The organism is Aquamicrobium sp., assembly GCF_023954335.1.
Classification (GTDB): Bacteria; Pseudomonadota; Alphaproteobacteria; order Rhizobiales; family Rhizobiaceae; genus Aerobium.
On sequence record NZ_JAMLIE010000002.1, the window covers coordinates 420,603 to 438,875 of the forward strand.

Consider the following 18,273-nt stretch of genomic DNA (forward strand, 5'->3'; position numbering starts at 1 on the left):
GGCGCGGCCGCGAAAGGAGACTTCGAATGGGCGAACTCAAGGCCGGCATCATTCCCGTCACGCCGTTCCAGCAGAACTGCACCATCCTGTTCGACGACGAGAGCAAAAAGGGCGTGGTGGTCGATCCGGGCGGCGACGTCGAGCGCATCCTCGCCGCGATCCGCGACAACGGCCTCGCCATCGAGGCGATCTGGATCACCCACGGCCATATCGACCATGCCGGCGGCGCGGAGGACCTGAAGGAGGCGCTGGGCGTCGAGATCATCGGCCCGCACCGCGACGACGCGCCGCTCCTGTCGCAGATCGAGCGGCAGGGCGAGGTCTACGGCATCGCCGGCGTGCGCAACTGCGCGCCCGACCGCTTCCTCGACGAGGGCGAGACGGTGTCCTTCGACGGCCACGATTTCGAGGTGTTCCACTGTCCCGGCCACGCGCCCGGCCATGTCGTCTACTACAACCGCGCGGCGAAGTTCGCCCATGTCGGCGACGTGCTGTTTCACGGCTCGGTCGGCCGCACCGATCTTCCGGGCGGCAACCACGAGGCCCTGATCCGCTCGATCAAGGAGAAGCTGCTGCCGCTCGGCGACGAGATCGGCTTCATCTGCGGCCACGGGCCGGGCGGGCGCTTCGGCGACGAGCGGCGCTCCAATCCGTTCCTCGTCTAGCCAGCATCACGATTTTTCAGAGTCGTTTCCTGCGCATGGCTTCCTGCTTTGACGCATGTCTTCATCCCGCAAGCGGCCCCGCTTTCGAGGGACGTGCATTGACGGAGTGAGTCCGGCCGCCGGCGCAACCCGCTGCTCATAAAAGGAAATTTCCCTCCGTTCCCGGCAGGCAGGAAACGGGTGGCGCCGACCGCCGGCCGATCCTACCCCTTCGCGAGACTTGCTGCTTGCGGAGGAATGAGATGTCGCCAACCACCCGAACGAGCCGGCCGATGACGATGCGCGAATGGGCGATGCTGCTCGTTCTGGCCGCTGTCTGGGGCGGCTCGTTCTTCTTCAACGGCATCGCGGTTCGCGAGCTGCCGGTGTTCACCATCGTCGTGGCGCGGGTCGCGCTCGCGGCGCTGATCCTCTACGCGCTGCTGCGCCTCGCCGGCGATGCGCTGCCGCGCGCGCCGCGGATCTGGCGCGCCTTCTTCGTCATGGGGCTCATCAACAACGTCGTCCCGTTTTCGCTGATCGTCTGGGGCCAGCAGCACATCGCCTCGGGCGTCGCCTCGATCCTCAACGCGTCGACGCCGCTGTTCACCGTCGTCCTCGCGCATTTTCTGACCGGCGACGAGAAGATGAGCGCCGGCCGGGTCGCGGGCGTCGTCACCGGCTTCGCTGGCGTCGCGGTGATGATCGGGCTCGACGCGGCGCAGGCGCTGGGTGCGCATGTCGCCGCGCAGGCGCTGTGCCTCGCCGCCGCGATCTCCTATGCGTTCGCCGGCATCTACGGGCGCAGGTTCGGCGCGATGGGCCTGTCGCCGATGGCGACCGCCACCGGGCAGGTCACGGCGTCGAGCCTGCTGCTGGTTCCGCTGGTGCTGGTCGTGGACCGTCCGTGGACGCTGGCGATGCCCGGCATGGCAACCTTCGCCGCGCTGGCCGGGGTGGCGGCGCTCTCGACGGCGCTCGCCTACGTCCTCTATTTTCGCATCCTCGCGTCGGCGGGAGCGACGAACCTTCTCCTGGTGACGTTCCTGATCCCGGTCAGCGCCATCCTTCTCGGCATCCTGTTCCTCGGCGAGGCCCTGCTGCCGCGTCACGTCGCCGGCATAGCGCTGATCGGCCTCGGCCTGTCCGCCATCGACGGCAGGCCGTGGCGCGCCTTGCGGCCTCAGCCAGCGATGCAGAACCGGCGCACGCCGTCATAGCCGATGAAGGTGCCGGCGCGGGCGTCGAACGAGCGGTAGCGCTCGCCGCACCAGGCGTACCAGGCCGGCGACCAGGGCTGATAGAGGCCTGCCGCGCCGGTTGACATGCCGCGCGGCGGCACGGGCGGGAAATAGACGCGGTCGGGGCTGGGGCGCGGATAGGCCTGCGGATGGCGCCACGCCGGCTCGCGCGGAGCAGGGGGCGGCCGGCTGGCGATGCCGGCGATGATCGCGCCGGCGGCAAGGCCGATCAGCCCGGCGGCGATGAGGTCCGCGGCGTCGCCGTGCCGCTCCGCCGCGATCGGGCGGCGGTGATGGTCGCGCCAGCGTTCGCCCGCCTCGGCGGGCAGGGCGGAGGCGAGGGTGGCGGCGGCGACGGCGCAGGCGAGCGTCTTGCTGGGACGGAAAGTCATCGGTCGATCTCCTGTGGACCCGAAGCGACGGCCATGCGGCCGGAACTGGCTGCCGGTTTAGGAGAGGGCGACTGAATGGGCGCTGAATGCCCGGTTCATGCGATCCGGGCGCGGCCGTCCGAGGCCAGTAAGGGTCGGAAACGACGATGCCCCGCGGGCGGACCCCGCGGGGCATCGAAAAAAACTGGTTGCGGGCTTTCGCGCCTACAGAACGGTCAGGTTGACCGCCTTCGGGCCCTTGCCGCGCTTGTCCGGCTCGGTGTCGAACGAGACCTTCTGGCCGTCCTCGAGGCCCGGCAGGCCGGACGCCTGCACGGCCGAGATGTGGACGAACACGTCCTTGTTGCCATCGTCCGGCGTGATGAAGCCGAAGCCCTTGGCATGGTTGAAGAATTTGACTGTTCCGCTCTGGGGCATGGGAAGCTCCTTATCTCCCTGTGGTTAGATGGCGCGGGGTGTCGGTCCCGCTCGCGTCTCGTGCCTTTACTGGGGGAGAAGAAACAGCTCTGCGCGCGCCGGGGTCTTGCCAGAACCCTCTCATTTCGCGTCCGTCCCGGTGGTCGCGTCCTGGCATGTCGTCACGGCTGCGTGTGCGGTGGCGTATATGCAATTGCACCGGGTATCCTATTTCCAGTCTCCGGGCCGGCAAATGCCCGAACACTCTATCTTTCCTTTATTTTTGTCCTGCGGGCAAGCGAAAGATTCGCAAGGGACGGGTGTCCCTGCGGCAACGGGTTTTGCCCTGCCATCCCCTCGAAGCGCGCCGTGGCCGGACGGCACCGGGCCACGCGCTCCGCAATTTCGTTTCCCGGCCCGCCGGCCCGCCGGCCGGAGCCGGTTCCGGGCCGATGCGCCTCAGCGGCAGCCGGCGAGCGCCTCGTCGAGCACCGCGCGCGACCCGGCGAGCGGGAATTCCGCGACGGTCTCGTGCGGCGAGTCGTCCTGCGCGTTGGGCTCAGGCGTCACGTCGAACGCCAGCACCAGCGTGGTTCCGTCCTTCAGCGCCTCGATGAACGCCCGGGTGACCGGCGCGAGGTGGCTCTCGGCCGCCTTGCCTTCGGCGAACAGCACCACCGCCGCGTCGGAGCCTGCCGCGGCCAGCGCGAAGGCCGCGCCGTCGATCCGCGCCTCGACCTTGCCGGGCTTGTAGAAATAGTCCGCCTCCGCCGGCGCGCCGCTGTCGGGGCGGACCGGGCCGCCGCGCGAATAGACCTCGACCTGATAGGGGTCGCCGCAGGAAATCGCCAGCAGTTCCATCGTGCTGTTGTTCGTCGTCGGGGCGACGATGGCGACGCCGTTGTCCACCTGCCATTCGGCGGCGGCAGGGCCGGCGGCGCCGAGGGCCAGGGCAAGAGCGAGGCCGGCTGTGACGAGCTGCTTCATGACCGGCGATCCTGCGTCCTCGGGCGCGGCGGCGCAACCGCTTTCGCGCCCGATCCGCCCGGATTGCCCCTGTCACCCCCAGGAAACCCTTGTGCCAGAGCCGTTTCTGTGCGAAGAGCGTATCGTTCGGGCATTTACTGACCCGGAGACTGGACCGTTATGGACGACCTTTCCCCGACACCGTGAACTCTCGACCACCCGCGAGCCTGCGCATGGGGCGCAGGTGCGGTTCATCATCAGGGAACAGGAGCATTCCCATGGCCCAGACCGGCACCGTGAAATTCTTCAACACCACCAAGGGCTTCGGCTTCATCACCCCCGATGACGGCGCGAAGGACGTGTTCGTCCACATCTCCGCCGTCGAGCGCTCGGGCATGAGCACCCTCGCGGACGGCCAGAAGGTCACCTTCGACGTGGAGCCGGACCGCATGGGCAAGGGCCCGAAGGCGGTCAACCTTTCGGCGGCCTGATCGGCCTAGCCGTTTCGGACAAAGGGCGGCGCGGGCGACTGCGCCGCCCTTTTCCTTTGCGCCTCGTGCCGGCACCCCTTTCCATCGGCATGGACTCTGCCCATATTCGCGCCATGGCCAGAAAACAGAACGAGAACCCAACGCCGGAGAACCCGTCCGGTTTCGGCGAGGCGCCGCAGGCGGCGTTCGAGGGCGCGCCGCTCGGCGGCTCCGTCTCGGGCTGGGCCGAGCAGATCGCCCGCGAGGCCGCGAAGGCCGCCCCCGCGAAGCCGGCGAAGAAGAAGATCCCCGAACGCTCGGCCGAACCGACGCGCACGGCGCGCGGCACCTCGATGGGCGGCGCGGCCTCGCCGAAGGAGCGCGTCGCCGCCGGCCTCAACCCCGTCGCCGGCCTCGACATCGCGCTGGAGGACGTCGACACGCTCGCCTCGTCGGGCGTGACCGCCACGGTCGCGGCGCTGTCGCGGCTGATCGAGGGCGGCGATCCCAATTTGCGCAACGAGGCGTGGGTGCCGCATCGTCCTGCCCGGCCGGAGAAGTCCGAGGGCGGCATCGAGCTGCGCATGGAGACGCCGTTCAAGCCCTCCGGCGACCAGCCGACCGCGATCGCCGACCTCGTCGCCGGGGTGAACGAGCGCGAGCGCACGCAGGTGCTGCTCGGCGTCACCGGCTCCGGCAAGACCTTCACCATGGCCAAGGTGATCGAGGAGACGCAGCGCCCGGCGCTGGTCCTCGCGCCGAACAAGACGCTGGCGGCGCAGCTCTACGGCGAGTTCAGGAGCTTCTTCCCCAACAACGCGGTCGAGTATTTCGTCTCCTACTACGACTACTACCAGCCCGAGGCCTACGTGCCGCGGACCGACACCTATATCGAGAAGGAATCGTCGATCAACGAGCAGATCGACCGCATGCGCCATTCGGCGACGCGCTCGCTGCTGGAGCGCGACGACGTCATCATCGTCGCCTCGGTGTCGTGCATCTACGGTATCGGCTCGGTCGAGACCTATACGGCGATGACCTTCCAGATGGAGGTGGGCGACAAGCTCGACCAGCGCCAGCTCCTCGCCGATCTCGTGGCGCAGCAGTACAAGCGGCAGGACATCAACTTCACGCGCGGCTCGTTCCGGGTGCGCGGCGATACGATCGAGCTGTTCCCGGCCCACCTCGAGGATCGCGCCTGGCGCATCACCCTGTGGGGCGACGAGATCGAGTCGATCACCGAGTTCGATCCGCTGACGGGTGCCAAGACGGGCGACCTGAAGAGCGTCAAGATCTACGCCAACTCGCACTATGTGACGCCGCGGCCGACGCTCAACCAGGCGATCAAGTCGATCAAGGAGGAGATGAAGCACCGGCTGGTCGAGCTGGAGCGGGCCGGCCGGCTGCTGGAGGCGCAGCGGCTGGAGCAGCGCACGCGCTTCGACCTCGAGATGCTGGAGGCGACGGGCTCCTGCGCCGGCATCGAGAACTATTCGCGCTACCTCACCGGCCGCGCGCCGGGCGAGCCGCCGCCGACGCTGTTCGAATACGTGCCCGACAACGCCATCGTCTTCATCGACGAGAGCCATGTGACGGTGCCGCAGATCGGCGCCATGTATCGCGGCGACTTCCGCCGCAAGGCGACGCTGGCCGAATACGGCTTCCGCCTGCCGTCCTGCATGGACAACCGGCCGCTGCGCTTCGAGGAATGGGACGCGATGCGGCCGCAGACGGTCGCGGTCTCGGCCACGCCCGGCGGCTGGGAGATGGAGGAGGCCGGCGGCGTGTTCGCCGAGCAGGTCATCCGCCCGACCGGGCTGATCGACCCGCCGGTCGAGATCCGCCCGGCCAAGAGCCAGGTCGACGACGTGCTCGACGAAATTCGCGAGACGACCGCCAAGGGCTACCGCACCCTCGTCACGGTGCTGACCAAGCGCATGGCCGAGGACCTGACCGAGTACCTGCACGAGCAGGGCGTCAGGGTCCGCTACATGCATTCCGACATCGACACGCTGGAGCGCATCGAGATCCTGCGCGACCTGCGCCTCGGCGCGTTCGACGTGCTGGTCGGCATCAACCTCTTGCGCGAGGGCCTCGACATTCCCGAATGCGGCTTCGTCGCCATCCTCGACGCCGACAAGGAAGGTTTTCTCCGCTCGGAGACCTCGCTGATCCAGACCATCGGCCGCGCGGCGCGCAATGTCGACGGCAAGGTCATCCTCTATGCCGACCAGATCACCGGCTCGATGGAGCGGGCGATCAACGAGACCAACCGCCGCCGCGACAAGCAGCTCGCTTACAACGAGGCGAACGGCATCACGCCGGAAAGCGTGAAGAAGAACATCGGCGACATCCTCGACTCCGTCTACGAGCGCGACCATGTGCGGCCGGACATTTCCGGCGTCACCCAGGGCGGCCAGCTCGTCGGCTCCAACCTCAAGGCGCATCTGGAGCATCTGGAGAAGGAGATGCGCGGGGCGGCGGCCGACCTCGACTTCGAGCGTGCGGCGCGGCTGCGCGACGAGATCAAGCGCCTGCGCGAGGCGGAGCTCGCCGTCGCCGACGATCCGCTGGCGCGCGACGTGGAGCAGGAAAGCCCGGTTTCCGGCCGCGAGAAGGGCCGGCACAACAAGGGCAGGGCGCGGCACAGGACCGTGGAGGAGGCCGGCGGCCTGTTCCGCAAGGCGGACCTCGACGAGATGGGGACCTCCGGCGATCACGCCACTCCTGCGGGCGCAGTGAGCCGGGGCCTTTTCCGCAAGAACTCGCTCGACGAGATGACCGTCGGGCGCACGGAAAAGCCGGTGCCGGGCAGGGCGCCGGTGAAACCCGTCGATGACCCCAAGCCGGTAAAGCGCGAGCGCGCCGGCATTGGCTCCTACGAGGACCCGGCCGAGCAGCGCCACAAGTCAGGCCGCAAGAAGAAGACCGGGCGGCCGGGGCGCTAAAGCCGCATCGCGTCTTATCCGTTCCGAAGGAACGTGATCTCCGTCTGCCCGCGCCGCCCCTCATTCGCCCTTCGGGCACCTTCTCCCCGTGAACGGGGAGAAGGGATGCCGGCCGCACCGCCAAATCCCCACTTTGCCACGCTCGCGATTGGCGAAATCAAAGACGATAGCTCTCTTCTCCCCGTTCACGGGGAGAAGGTGGCGGCAGCCGGATGAGGGGCGGCGCCGGCGGTGCGGATACGCGCTAGAGCCGCGTCAGGAAATTGGCGAAGGTCATCGAGCCTTCCGGCCAGGGGCCGTGGCCGGACTCGGCGTTGAGGTGGCCGGCCTCGCCGGCGTCGATGAACAGCGAGCCCCACGCGCCGGCGACGTCCTCGGCGACGTCGAAGGCGCAGAACGGGTCGTTGCGGCTGGCGATGGTCAGCGACGGAAACGGCAGCGGGTCTCGCGGATAGGGGCCGAAGGTCATCAGGTGCTTCGGCCGGATCGCCGGGTTGGCGACGTCGGGCGGGGCGACGAAGAAGCCGCCGGCGACGGGAAGCCCGGCCTCGCGCACGGCGTGGATCGCCGTGGGCACGCCGAGCGAATGGGCGACCAGCACCACCGGCCGCGTCGCCTCCTCGATCGCCCTCACCACGCTGGCGACCCAGTCGTCGCGCACCGGCTTCGACCATTCGGCCTGCTCCACCCGCCGCGCGGTGGAAAGCCGGCCCTGCCAGCGCGTCTGCCAGTGATCCGGCCCCGAATTGGTGTAGCCGGGGATGATGAGGATATCTGCGTCCTTGACCTTCATGGCCGCCATGTAGCGATGCGGCCGCATCGTTGCAACCGCTTGCCCGTCAACCGTTCGGCGAGCTTTTACGATTCATCGTCTTCATGGCGTGAACGGCGTGTCTGCGGAATCGGCCTTGCGCCTTGGCCCGCCGCCCACGATCTTCCACCATGACGCAATGCAGCCGTTTCGCCGGGAGGTCGAGGGACATGAGACCGACGAGACGCCAGATAACGGGCGGCATGGCCGCGCTCGCGCTTTCTGCCGGCGCCGTGCCGGCACGAACGGAGAACCAGATGACCAGCCTTTTCCTTCCCTTTGCCGCCACCACGCCGGTCAGCATCGGCCGCGTCGGTCTCCGGTCGCGCGACGCCGAGGGCCTCGCCGCCTTCTACAGATCCGTGCTCGGCCTCGACGAGTTGCGCCGCGCGGGCTCGACCATCGGGCTCGGAGTCGACGGCCGCGAGCTGCTGGAGATCGAGGGCTCGGCAGCGTTGCGCGAAGACGACCCGCGAAGCTCCGGCCTGTTCCACACCGCGTTCCTTCTGCCCGCCCGCGCCGATCTCGCCCGCTGGACGCAGCATGCCGCCGACGCCCGCCTCGCCATCGACGGCGCGTCGGACCATCTCGTCAGCGAGGCGATCTATCTCAACGATCCCGAGGGCAACGGCATCGAGATCTATGTCGACCGCGACCGCAGCGAATGGCCGCGCGAGGGCGGCTCCATCCGCATGGCGACCGAGCGCCTCGATTTCGACAGCCTGATGGGCGAGCTGCGCGACGGCGATGCGGGCTGGCGCGGCGCGCCGGCCGGCACGGTGGTCGGGCATGTCCATCTGCGCGTCGGCGACGTCGAGGCGGCCGAGGCGTGGTGGAATGAGGCGCAGGGCCTCGACACCATCACCCATTATGGCGGGCAGGCGGTGTTCCTGTCCTCGGGCGGCTACCACCACCATATCGGGGCGAATGTCTGGCGCAGCCGCGGCGCCGGCCGCCGCGAGGAGGACCGCACGGGGCTGAGCTTCGTCGAGCTCCTGTCGCGCGACAGCGCGAACGAAAGCGCCTCGCGCGATCCGTGGGGCACCGAGATCAGGGTTCGGCCGGTCGCCGCGTGAGGCGATTGCGAAGCTGACCGGAAGGCGGCGCTACGCCGCCTCCGCCGCGTCTTTTCCGCTGTCGCCGACGGGCTGCCAGCCGGCGGTGTCGGCGGGGCTGTAGCGCGCGGTCCAGCGGCCGGGCGCGGCCATCGCCGGGGCGGGGGTCTTCAGCAGCGCCTCATAGGCGGCACGCGGCAGCATCGCGCCACCCAGCGCCTCGACCCAAGGGGACATCACCTGATGGTCGACGGCGGCGAAGCCCCATTCGGACAGGTGATGGTAGAGCCCGACGATGGCGAATTTCGAGGCGTTGTCGGCGGTGTGGAACATCGACAGCGCGCTGAAGACGGGCCCCACGGTCAGGCCGAACAGGCCGCCCTCCAGCACGCCCCCGGCATTGCGTATCTCGACCGAGTGCGCATGGCCCTCGCGATGCAGCCGCATGTAGAGCGCCTTGGCGCGCGGGGTGATCCAGGTCAGCGGGGTGCGGCCGGGGCGCGGCGCGGCGCAGGCGTCGAGGACGGCCTCGAAATCGCGGTCGAACGACAGGACGGCGTCGCTGGCGCGCATGGTGCGGCGGAAGCGCTTCGCGACGTGGACCATATCGAGCATCATCACCGCGCGCTCGGGCGGCGACCACCATTTCATCGGCCCGACATGCGAATGTGGATAGAAGCCGCGCCGGGCGGCCTCGAGAATGGTCGGGGTCGAGACATCCCAGGCGATGCCGGCATAGCCGGCCGGGCGCGTCCTGATGTCAGCGGCCTGCGGCGGGCCGTCGCGCCGGTTCAGCGTGTCGAGCACGATGCAGGCGGCCAGATACGGCGCGTCGCCGACGCGATTCGGCTTCAGCGGATAGAGCATGCCGAGCACGAGCTGCCGCGCGCGGGCGATCGGGGTGCTTGAAGCGTTTTCTGCACCGGCATCGGGGGCAAATGCGGTGTCTTGGGGCAACTGTCTGCCTTTCCGGTGTCAGCCTTCCGGGGGCGGCGGGGTTCGGGAGGCGGTCCGCCGCGGTCCCGCCTGTAACGCCGCGGCTGTCCGCGGGCGCTCCGTCGGTCCGGTCAGCCGGCAGCCGCCGCGCGTCCGCCATCGGCGTCGCGGCCGCGTCCGTCGCGCATTTCCAGTGCTTCGGCCTTCGCCAACTCGGCTTCCGCCGCGTCGAGCAGCGCCTGCGCGCTCTCGCGCTGCTGCTTCAGCTCTTCCTGCGAGCCGAGCAGGTTGTCGCGCCGCTGGCGCGCGGCCTTGGCGAAGGTGGGATAGGCGAAATGGTTGATGTCGGTGATGCCCGCCTTCTTCTCTTCGGCGGCGATCTGGAGTTCCAGCTCGCCGGCCATGCGCTCGAAATCGGCGATCATCATGTCGAGCTGCGTGAGCTGCTTGCGCTTTTCATTGACCTGAAAACGCTTCAGCCGCACCAGATTCTCTCGTGCCTTCATTACTCGCTACTCCCGAAACGCATACACTCGCACGCATTGAACCCGCGGCAACATACCGGTTGTTCCGCTGCCGACGGGCATGCTGCACGACGATGGGAAACAAAATCCTAACCTCGTGCCCCGGCGGTAACCATTCGTTTACGCGCATTGTTAATCATAGCGGGGAGGGCTTAAGGCCGGGTAAAGACGATTTGGCCTGCCTAACGCGGCAAAACGACTCTGATTGAGTCGCTTGGACGTGTTTCCTGAACCATCACATTAACTTCCGGGTTTTGTGATTTACGTTTGGATTCAAGAAGGTATCGGCAAAAGCTGAATGCGTGGAATTGAGCTTGCAAAGGTGAATCATATTTTGTTAACCATTGCATGGCAATTTCCGATTCAGGCAGTTGCCGCTGCGAAGCCGGAAGCTCGCTGAACCCGGATTGCGGCGGGAAAGGGGACATATATGCGCGTTCTGCTCATCGAAGACGACAGTGCGACCGCACAGAGCATCGAATTGATGCTGAAGTCGGAAAGCTTCAACGTCTATACGACGGACCTCGGCGAGGAGGGCGTCGATCTCGGCAAGCTCTACGACTACGACATCATCCTTCTCGATCTCAACCTGCCCGACATGTCGGGCTACGAGGTGCTGCGCACGCTGAGGCTTTCCAAGGTCAAGACGCCGATCCTGATCCTCTCCGGCATGGCCGGCATCGAGGACAAGGTGCGCGGCCTCGGCTTCGGCGCCGACGACTACATGACCAAGCCGTTCCACAAGGACGAGCTGGTCGCCCGCATCCACGCCATCGTGCGCCGCTCCAAGGGCCATGCCCAGTCGGTCATCACCACCGGCGACCTGGTGGTCAATCTCGACGCCAAGACGGTCGAGGTCGGCGGCCAGCGCGTGCATCTGACCGGCAAGGAATACCAGATGCTCGAGCTGCTCAGCTTGCGCAAAGGCACGACGCTGACCAAGGAGATGTTCCTCAACCATCTCTATGGCGGCATGGACGAGCCGGAACTGAAGATCATCGACGTCTTCATCTGCAAGCTGCGCAAGAAGCTCGACGCCGCGTCGGGCGGGCAGAACTACATCGAGACGGTCTGGGGCCGCGGCTACGTGCTGCGCGAGCCGGAAGACATTCGCGAAATCGCCTAGAAGCGGATCGCGAATAGAGAGTAGCGAATAGGGGGTCGTTGACTGCGTCAGCGGCCTTTTCCTTGTTCTATTCGCTACGCGGCGATTTCCATGTCGCGAAAGCATTCGAGCAGCTGCGTGCGGCTGAAGGGCTTGAGCATGTGGCCCCGCGCGCCGGCGCGCCGGGCGCGCATGATGGTGCCGACATCGAACTCGGTCATGCAGATCATGATATGCGGCTTGACCTGCGGATCGAGCGTGGTGAGCCGGCGGATCAGGTCTTCGGAGGCCATGTCCGGCAGGCGCGAATCGACGATGACGACATCGGGAAGCTCGGCCGCGCACATGGCGAGCGCATCGCCGGCGGTCGGCGCTTCCACGACGACCATGTCCGGACCGGCCAGAATGCGGCTCACGACCTTACGGATGACGCTCGAATCGTCGACGATCATGCAGCGTTTCATGTTCCACCCCATGTTTCGCCGCCGGCTTGCTGCGTTGGCGGCGATGGAGGGAAGACTAGGACGCGACGGTAAACATCGGCGTAACCGGCTAGCTGAATATTCGGTAAATATCGCAGCGCGGCAGACGCATCGCGCATGAAGGCGCGGACCTGCTCCGGGAGGCAAACACCCGAAAAAACAGAGACTTGATACGCAAAAGCGTGAATGACGAGCCGCGCGGCCGGCCTATTGCGCGGTCAGGACGATGTCCTCGGCACCGGCGCGGATGGAGATCGTCATGCCGGCCTCGCGGGCGAGCAGCAGCGTATAATAGGGCTGCACGGCATGGGCGTCGATCGGCTCGTCCGGCTTGACGCCGGAATGGAGCTCGAGGAAGCGGGCCGGCACGCGCATCATCGGGCCGCTCGCGGTCAGCGTGAAGCGCGGGGCGGTGTCGAGATCGGCGAGATCGACCGTGATCTTGCCGCCGCGCGGTATGGCGGCGTTGGCGACGAGGATCAGGTTGAGCAGCAGCTTGACCTTGTTCTTGGGCAGCAGCGCGCGCGCGCCGCGCCATTCGAATTCCGGCTTCTCGTTGGCGAGGAAGGCGCTGGCCACGGCCTCGGCGTCGCCGGTGTCGATCTGCATCCCGGCCGAACCGGCCGCGCCGAAGGCGATGCGGGCGAACTGGAGCCGGGCCGAGGCGTTGCGGGCGCTGGTGCGGATCAGCCGCATCGCGTCCTCATCGGAGCCGCCTTCGTCGAGCAGTTCGAGACCGTTGTTGATCGCCCCGACCGGCGAGATGATGTCGTGGCAGACGCGGCTGCACAGCAGCGCGGCAAGGTCGGGAGCGGAAAGGGTCAGGACGTCGCTCATCAAAAGGCACCCCTCGTCGTGCATGTCGCGGCCGCCGGGCCGCAGGAAGCGCCGTCGGCGAATCACAATTTCTTGGACGGCGTATTGGTTACACAGGCCGGCGGTCGCCACAAGGAAGGCATGGACGGGCGCCGCGCCGCCGGTCGGCGAATGGTTAATGATTGAATAAGGTTTGCATCATAATTTGGTTCGGATCGGCGGGGACAAAGACGGCGGTGCGGCCGGTCGCGTTTCGGATGCGGCGGCCGCGGGTCCAAAGGGAGAATGCAAGCCATGTTGGGCAGGCTCTTATCTTTCCGCGGCATGCGCCTTGCGCTCGCTGCGATGTTCGTGTCCGCGCTGGTGGCGGTCGCGGTTCCGCAGCGGGCCGAGGCCAATGCCGGCCAGGCGTTCACGGCGCAGGAAATCGTCGATTCCGGCCATCAGTTCTTCGGCGCCACCTCGGGCGGGCTGGGCAGCCTGATCGAGACGATCTTCGCCTCCTACGGCATGCCCAACGGCTATATCCTCGGCGAGGAAGGCTCGGGCGCGCTGGTCGGCGGGCTGACCTACGGCGAAGGCACGCTCTACACCAAGAATGTCGGCGATCACCGGGTCTACTGGCAGGGGCCGTCGCTGGGCTGGGATTTCGGCGGGCAGGGATCGCGGACGATGATCCTCGTCTACAATCTCGACAGCATCAACTCGCTCTACAGGCGCTATGCGGGCGTCGCCGGCTCGGCCTATGTCCTCGCCGGCCTCGGCTTCACCGTGCTCAAGAACGGCAACACGCTGCTCGTTCCGGTCCGCACCGGCGTCGGCGCGCGCCTCGGCATCAATGTCGGCTACCTCAAGCTGACCTCCGGTCCGACCTGGAACCCGTTCTGACCGTGAGCGGCCGGCATTTTGCCGCCGCATCGACGTGAAGGCACTGGATTCTTGCCGCATCGGCATGGCAGATAGGCGCGGTGACTGCCGCGCCTTTCCCATGCGCGGCCCAAGGGCAGGCACAGGGCTGTGATCCAGGCGACGCTTATCTTCATCCTCGGCTTTCTGAGCGCCGTTTTCCTCGCGGTTCTGGTCGCGCCGGCGATCTGGCGGCGCGCGGTCGCGTTGACCCACCGGCGCATCGAGGCGGCGCTGCCGCTGTCGCTCAACGAGATCCGCGCCGACAAGGACGCGCTCAGGGCCGAGCACGCCATGGCGACGCGAAAGCTCGAAGTGACGCTCGCGGCGCTGCGCGAAGAGATGGCGGCGCGGTCGATCGATGCCGACCGGGCACGCGACGAGGCCCGGCGCACCGCGCTGCAACGTGACGAGAAGGCGGCGACCATCGCCGAGCTCGAGACGCAGCAGGGCGCCCTGCGCTCGGAGCTGGTGAAGGGCGAGAAGGAACTCGCCCGGCTCGCGGAGCTGATCGCCGAGCGCGACGACATCATCGACGAGCAGGTGCACGAGCTCGAGACGCTCGGCGCGATGTACGACCAGGCGAGCTTCGACGCCTCCAACCGCCAGATCGAGCTGGTGGCGCAGGAATCGAAGCTGGAGAAGCTGTCGGATGAGCTCGCCGAGGCGCAGGAAAGCCGGGCGAGGGCGGACGGCGCCTTGGGCGAGGCGCGGGCCGAGGCCGAGGAGCTCGACAAGGCCGTCCGGGCCGAGAAGCGCAGGATCGTGGCGCTGGAGCGCAAGATCGAGAAGCTGACCGCGGCGCTGTCCGACCGCGAGGAGAAGCTGGAGCGGCGCGAGCGCGATCTCGAACGGCTGCGCGAGAAGCTGCGCGAGGCGAACGAGGCCGGCAGCGACCTCGCCGCCCGGCTGGCCTCGGCGCAGGACAAGGCCGTGCGTCTCGGCGACGAGCTGGCGCTTCAGGCCCGCGAGAACAAGGCGCTGCGCGCCGTGCAGGAAAGGAAATGGAGCGCCGCCAATGGCGACACGCCGGGCACCGGCGCGGGAGGGGAGGTCGAGACCGCGCTGCTGCGCGAGCGAATCGACGCCCTCGCTGCTGAAATGGTGAGCCTGACCGCGCGCATCGAAGGCCCGGATTCCGAGATAGGCCGGATGCTCGGCGCAGAGCCGGCCTCGGACAAGGCCGCACGCGCCGACGCGCAGCCCGCCAGCCTCGCCGAGAAGATACGCCTCCTGCAACAGGCGGGAGACCGGAAGGCGGCGGGCAAATCCTAGGGCCTGTAGCGTCCTGTCCGCTCCGGAGGAGCGCGGTCGTCGAACGCCTGCGCCGCCCCTCATCCGCCCTTCGGGCACCTTCTCCCCGTGAACGGGGAGAAGGAATGGCGGCCGCAACGGCCGCAATTTCTCCTGCGGCGCTTGCGATTGGCGAAAGCAAGGACGGCAGCTCTCTTCTCCCCGTTCACGGGGAGAAGGTGGCGGCAGCCGGATGAGGGGCGGCGTGGGCGGTGCCGGTGATGCACAGGCGCGAGGCTCGATAGAGGCGGCACAGGTGTTGAGTCAGCGCGGCCGCCAGAGCCGGTGGAGCGCGATCGCGCCGGCGGTGGCGACGTTGAGGCTGTCGAAGCCGGGCGACATCGGGATGCGGACCGTGCGCATGCGCGCCATCGTCGCCTCTGCCAGACCCTCGCCTTCCGTGCCCAGCCACAGCGCGGTGCGGCCCTGCCGCGCGATGGCCGCGATGTCGTCGGCCCCGGAGGGCGACAGGGCGATCTGGGCGAAGCCGTTGCGGGCGAGCGCCGCGAACAGCGCCTCCTCGTCTCCCGGCACGGCGAACGGCACCTTGAGCGCCGCGCCGACCGAAACGCGGATCGCCTTGCGGTAGAGCGGGTCGCAGCACGCGTCGTCGAGCAGCACCGCATCCGCCTCGAAGGCGGCGGCGTTGCGGAAGATCGCGCCGACATTGTCGTGGTTGGAGATGCCGCTGAGCGCGACGACGAGCGCGTCGTCCGGAAGGCCAGCCAGCAGCGCGTCGGCGTCGTCGTCCCCGCGCCGCAGGCCGAGCGCCAGCACGCCGCGATGGATGTGGAAGCCGGCGATGGCGTCCATCACGTCCTGCGACGCGACATAGACCGGCATGTCGGGCTGAGCCAGGGCGAGCGTGTCGGCCATGCCGTCCAGCCGGCGGTCGAGGATCAGCGCCGATTCCGCCTCGAAGCGGCGGGCCGAGAACAGCACATTCAGCACCACCTTGCCCTCGGCGACGAAGCGCTTCTCGCGCCCGACGAGGTCGCGCTCGCGGATGGCGCGATAGCCGGCGATACGCGGATCGCCGGCGTCGTCGATGTGGATCGGCTCCGCCCTCATTGCGGCTCGGTCGTCGGCAGGCGCGGCTTCCAGCGGGCGAGGAGCGCCGAGTTGGTGACGACCGACACCGACGAGAACGCCATCGCCGCGCCGGCGAAGGCCGGGGACAGCACGCCGAAGGCGGCGAGCGGGATGCCGATGACGTTGTAGACGAAGGCCCAGCCGAGATTGTGCGCGATGGTGCGCCGCGTCTTGTGGGCGATGTCGAGCGCGGCGGGGACGAGCCTCAGATCCGTGCGCATCAGGGTGATGGCGGCGGCCTCGCGGGCGACGTCCGCGCCCGAGGACATGGCGATGCCGAGGCGCGCGGCAGCGAGCGCCGGCCCGTCGTTCAGCCCGTCGCCGACGAAGGCGACGCCCTTGTCGCCCTGCTCCGCGGCGAGCTTCCTCACCGCCTCGACCTTCTCCTCGGGCAGCAGGCCGGCGCGGATGTCGGCGAAGCCGAGCGCGCCGCCTATCGACTCGGCGGCGGCCTCGTTGTCGCCGGTCAGCATCACCGGCGCAAGGCCGCGTCGCTTCAGCTCGGCGACGGTCTCGGCCGCCTCGGGGCGCGGCGTGTCGGCAAAGCGCACCGCGCCGGACAGCTGCCCGTCGACGACGATGAAGGCGACGGTCCCGGCTTCGCCGAGGCGAGCGAGCATGGCGTCGATCTCCGCGCCGGCGATGCCGGCTTCTTCAACCAGCCGGCGGTTACCGACCGAGACGGAGCGGCCGTCGACCGTACCGGAAAGCCCCTTGCCGCGGATGGCGCGCACGCCGGCGGCAGCGGGCAGGGGCGCGCCGGTGCCGGTCGCCTTTTCGACCAGCGCCCTTGCCAGCGGATGCTCGCTGTGGGCCTCGATGGCGGCGGCGAGCGCCAACGTGGCGTCGTCGCCCTCGGCCGCGACCACTTCGGGCTTGCCGATGGTCAGCGTCCCGGTCTTGTCGAAGGCGATGGCGCCGATCTCCTCGGCCCGCTCCAGCGTCTCGATGTCGCGGATCAGGATGCCGGCGCGGGCGGCTGCGCCGGTTCCGGCGACCAGCGCCGTCGGCGTCGCCAGCCCGAGCGCGCAGGGGCAGGCGATAACCAGCACCGCCACCGCCGCGACCATGCCGCCGGTGGCATCGCCGACGACCAGCCACCAGATGAGGAAGGTCGCCGCCGCCACGACGAGGATGACCGGCACGAAGATCGCCGAGATGCGGTCGACCAGCCGCTGGATCGGGGCCTGTCCGGTCTGGGCTTCCTCGACGAGGCGCGTCATGCGGGCGAGGCGGGTGTCGGGGCCGACGGCCGTGACCTCGATCTCGAGCGCGGCCTCGCCATTGACCGTGCCGGTGATCACGGCATCGCCCGGCTCCTTGTCCACCGGCAGGCTCTCGCCGGTGACGAGAGATTCGTCGATGGCCGAGTGGCCCTTCGCCACCTTACCGTCGCAGGGCATGCGCCCGCCGGGGCGCACGAGGACGCGGTCGCCCGGCTTCAGCGTCTCCACCGCGACGACGCGCGCCGCGCCGTCCGCGCCGATCAGCTCGGCCTCGCGCGGCTGCAGCTTATGCAGCGCCGCCAGCGCGGCCGAGGTGCCGCGCTTGGCGCGGGCCTCGAGATACTTGCCGAGCATGATGAGGGTCAGCACCACCGCCGCCGCCTCGAAATAGAGGTGGGCATGGACGTCGCCGCTGATGACCAGCACCAGCGAATAGACATACGCGACCGAGGTGCCGAGCGAGACCAGCACGGCCATGTTGGCGCCGCCGCCGCGCACGGCGGCGAAGGCCTCGCGCAGGAAGCGCGTGCCGGAGACCAGCATGACGCCGGTGGCGAGGATCGCCTGCGTCCACGGGCTGATCCAGGCATGGCCGGTGCCGATCATCATCGGCAGGGTGCCGATGACCAGCGGCAGGCTGAGCGCGGCGGATATGATGAAGCGCCACAGCGTCAGCCGCTCCTCACGCCGGCGCTCCTCCTCGCGCTGCTCGTCGGCCGCGCGCCGCTCCGCCTCGTCGGAGGAGCGCAGCCGCGCGCCGTAGCCGGTCTTCTCCACGGCCGCGACCAGCGCCTGCGGCGTGACCCGATCGTCGGTCTCGACCGAGGCGCGTTCGAGCGCGAGGTTGACTTCCGCCTTGCGGACGCCTTCGGTCCGCGAAAGCGCCTTCTCGATCCGCGCGGAGCAGGCCGCGCAGGTCATGCCCGTTATGTCGAGCGAAACCGTTGACATGTCTCTTCTGCCTGTCTTG

Annotated in this window: 18 protein-coding genes; 8 read left to right on the forward strand and 10 right to left on the reverse strand. The window is 68.5% G+C overall.

Annotation, left to right across the window (positions count from 1 at the left end):
- Nucleotides 1-26 precede the first annotated feature (26 nt).
- Both M9945_RS14720 and M9945_RS14725 read left to right on the forward strand, forming a co-directional pair.
- Nucleotides 27-665: an MBL fold metallo-hydrolase gene (locus tag M9945_RS14720; protein WP_367945207.1), complete on the forward strand. Its 639-nt coding sequence runs from the start codon at nt 27-29 to the stop codon at nt 663-665.
- 242 nt (nt 666-907) lie between these two features.
- Nucleotides 908-1,864: a DMT family transporter gene (locus M9945_RS14725; protein ID WP_367945208.1), complete on the forward strand. Its 957-nt coding sequence runs from the start codon at nt 908-910 to the stop codon at nt 1,862-1,864.
- Here the strand turns inward: M9945_RS14725 and M9945_RS14730 are convergent.
- From M9945_RS14730 to M9945_RS14740, 3 genes are all read right to left on the reverse strand, one after another.
- On the reverse strand, nt 1,828-2,277 hold the full coding sequence (locus tag M9945_RS14730; RefSeq protein ID WP_367945209.1) for a BA14K family protein: 450 nt from the start codon (nt 2,275-2,277) through the stop codon (nt 1,828-1,830). The genes M9945_RS14725 and M9945_RS14730 overlap by 37 nt on opposite strands.
- Nucleotides 2,278-2,481: 204 nt before the next feature.
- Nucleotides 2,482-2,694, reverse strand: a complete 213-nt coding sequence (locus tag M9945_RS14735; protein ID WP_367928939.1) for a cold-shock protein — start codon at nt 2,692-2,694, stop codon at nt 2,482-2,484.
- A 438-nt stretch (nt 2,695-3,132) separates the two neighbouring features.
- Nucleotides 3,133-3,660 carry a hypothetical protein gene (locus tag M9945_RS14740; RefSeq protein ID WP_367928940.1) on the reverse strand — a complete coding sequence of 176 codons (528 nt, stop codon included), beginning with the start codon at nt 3,658-3,660 and terminating at the stop codon, nt 3,133-3,135.
- Between the two features lie 257 nt (nt 3,661-3,917).
- Here M9945_RS14740 and M9945_RS14745 point away from each other — a divergent pair, with 257 nt between their 5' ends.
- Together M9945_RS14745 and uvrB are read left to right on the forward strand one after the other, a co-directional pair.
- On the forward strand, nt 3,918-4,130 hold the full coding sequence (locus M9945_RS14745; protein WP_367928941.1) for a cold-shock protein: 213 nt from the start codon (nt 3,918-3,920) through the stop codon (nt 4,128-4,130).
- A gap of 113 nt (nt 4,131-4,243) precedes the next feature.
- A complete protein-coding gene (gene uvrB / locus M9945_RS14750) occupies nt 4,244-7,057 on the forward strand; it encodes an excinuclease ABC subunit UvrB (RefSeq protein ID WP_367945210.1) in 2,814 nt (937 codons plus the stop codon).
- A gap of 244 nt (nt 7,058-7,301) precedes the next feature.
- On the opposite strand, the gene M9945_RS14755 is transcribed toward uvrB, so the two are convergent.
- On the reverse strand, nt 7,302-7,850 hold the full coding sequence (locus M9945_RS14755; protein ID WP_367945590.1) for an RBBP9/YdeN family alpha/beta hydrolase: 549 nt from the start codon (nt 7,848-7,850) through the stop codon (nt 7,302-7,304).
- A 275-nt stretch (nt 7,851-8,125) separates the two neighbouring features.
- On the opposite strand from M9945_RS14755, the gene M9945_RS14760 reads away from it, so the two are divergent.
- Nucleotides 8,126-8,944 (forward strand): VOC family protein, encoded by an 819-nt coding sequence (locus M9945_RS14760; protein WP_367945591.1) that lies wholly within the window; start codon nt 8,126-8,128, stop codon nt 8,942-8,944.
- Nucleotides 8,945-8,974: 30 nt separating this feature from the next.
- Here the strand turns inward: M9945_RS14760 and M9945_RS14765 are convergent, their stop codons facing one another.
- Nucleotides 8,975-9,880, reverse strand: coding sequence for a leucyl/phenylalanyl-tRNA--protein transferase (locus M9945_RS14765; protein ID WP_367945211.1), 906 nt, complete (start codon nt 9,878-9,880; stop codon nt 8,975-8,977).
- A 110-nt stretch (nt 9,881-9,990) separates the two neighbouring features.
- Nucleotides 9,991-10,365 (reverse strand): flagellar export protein FliJ, encoded by a 375-nt coding sequence (locus M9945_RS14770; RefSeq protein ID WP_367945212.1) that lies wholly within the window; start codon nt 10,363-10,365, stop codon nt 9,991-9,993.
- A 448-nt stretch (nt 10,366-10,813) separates the two neighbouring features.
- Between M9945_RS14770 and ctrA the strand changes: the two genes are divergently transcribed.
- Nucleotides 10,814-11,509: a response regulator transcription factor CtrA gene (gene ctrA, locus M9945_RS14775; RefSeq protein WP_367928945.1), complete on the forward strand. Its 696-nt coding sequence runs from the start codon at nt 10,814-10,816 to the stop codon at nt 11,507-11,509.
- Nucleotides 11,510-11,583: 74 nt separating this feature from the next.
- Here ctrA and M9945_RS14780 read toward each other — a convergent pair whose 3' ends face one another.
- Both M9945_RS14780 and chpT read right to left on the reverse strand, forming a co-directional pair.
- Nucleotides 11,584-11,952 carry a response regulator gene (locus M9945_RS14780; protein ID WP_367945213.1) on the reverse strand — a complete coding sequence of 123 codons (369 nt, stop codon included), beginning with the start codon at nt 11,950-11,952 and terminating at the stop codon, nt 11,584-11,586.
- Between the two features lie 225 nt (nt 11,953-12,177).
- On the reverse strand, nt 12,178-12,807 hold the full coding sequence (chpT, locus tag M9945_RS14785; protein ID WP_367928947.1) for a histidine phosphotransferase ChpT: 630 nt from the start codon (nt 12,805-12,807) through the stop codon (nt 12,178-12,180).
- 303 nt (nt 12,808-13,110) lie between these two features.
- On the opposite strand from chpT, the gene M9945_RS14790 reads away from it, so the two are divergent.
- Nucleotides 13,111-13,674 (forward strand): DUF1134 domain-containing protein, encoded by a 564-nt coding sequence (locus M9945_RS14790; RefSeq protein ID WP_367945592.1) that lies wholly within the window; start codon nt 13,111-13,113, stop codon nt 13,672-13,674.
- 129 nt (nt 13,675-13,803) lie between these two features.
- A complete protein-coding gene (locus M9945_RS14795; RefSeq protein WP_367945214.1) occupies nt 13,804-14,967 on the forward strand; it encodes a hypothetical protein in 1,164 nt (387 codons plus the stop codon).
- A 282-nt stretch (nt 14,968-15,249) separates the two neighbouring features.
- On the opposite strand, the gene M9945_RS14800 is transcribed toward M9945_RS14795, so the two are convergent.
- On the reverse strand, nt 15,250-16,056 hold the full coding sequence (locus tag M9945_RS14800; RefSeq protein WP_367945215.1) for a TrmH family RNA methyltransferase: 807 nt from the start codon (nt 16,054-16,056) through the stop codon (nt 15,250-15,252).
- Entirely contained in the window at nt 16,053-18,254 is a 2,202-nt protein-coding gene (locus M9945_RS14805) for a heavy metal translocating P-type ATPase (protein ID WP_367945216.1), read from the reverse strand. The genes M9945_RS14800 and M9945_RS14805 overlap by 4 nt, the downstream gene beginning before the upstream one ends.
- Between the last annotated feature and the right edge of the window lie 19 nt (nt 18,255-18,273).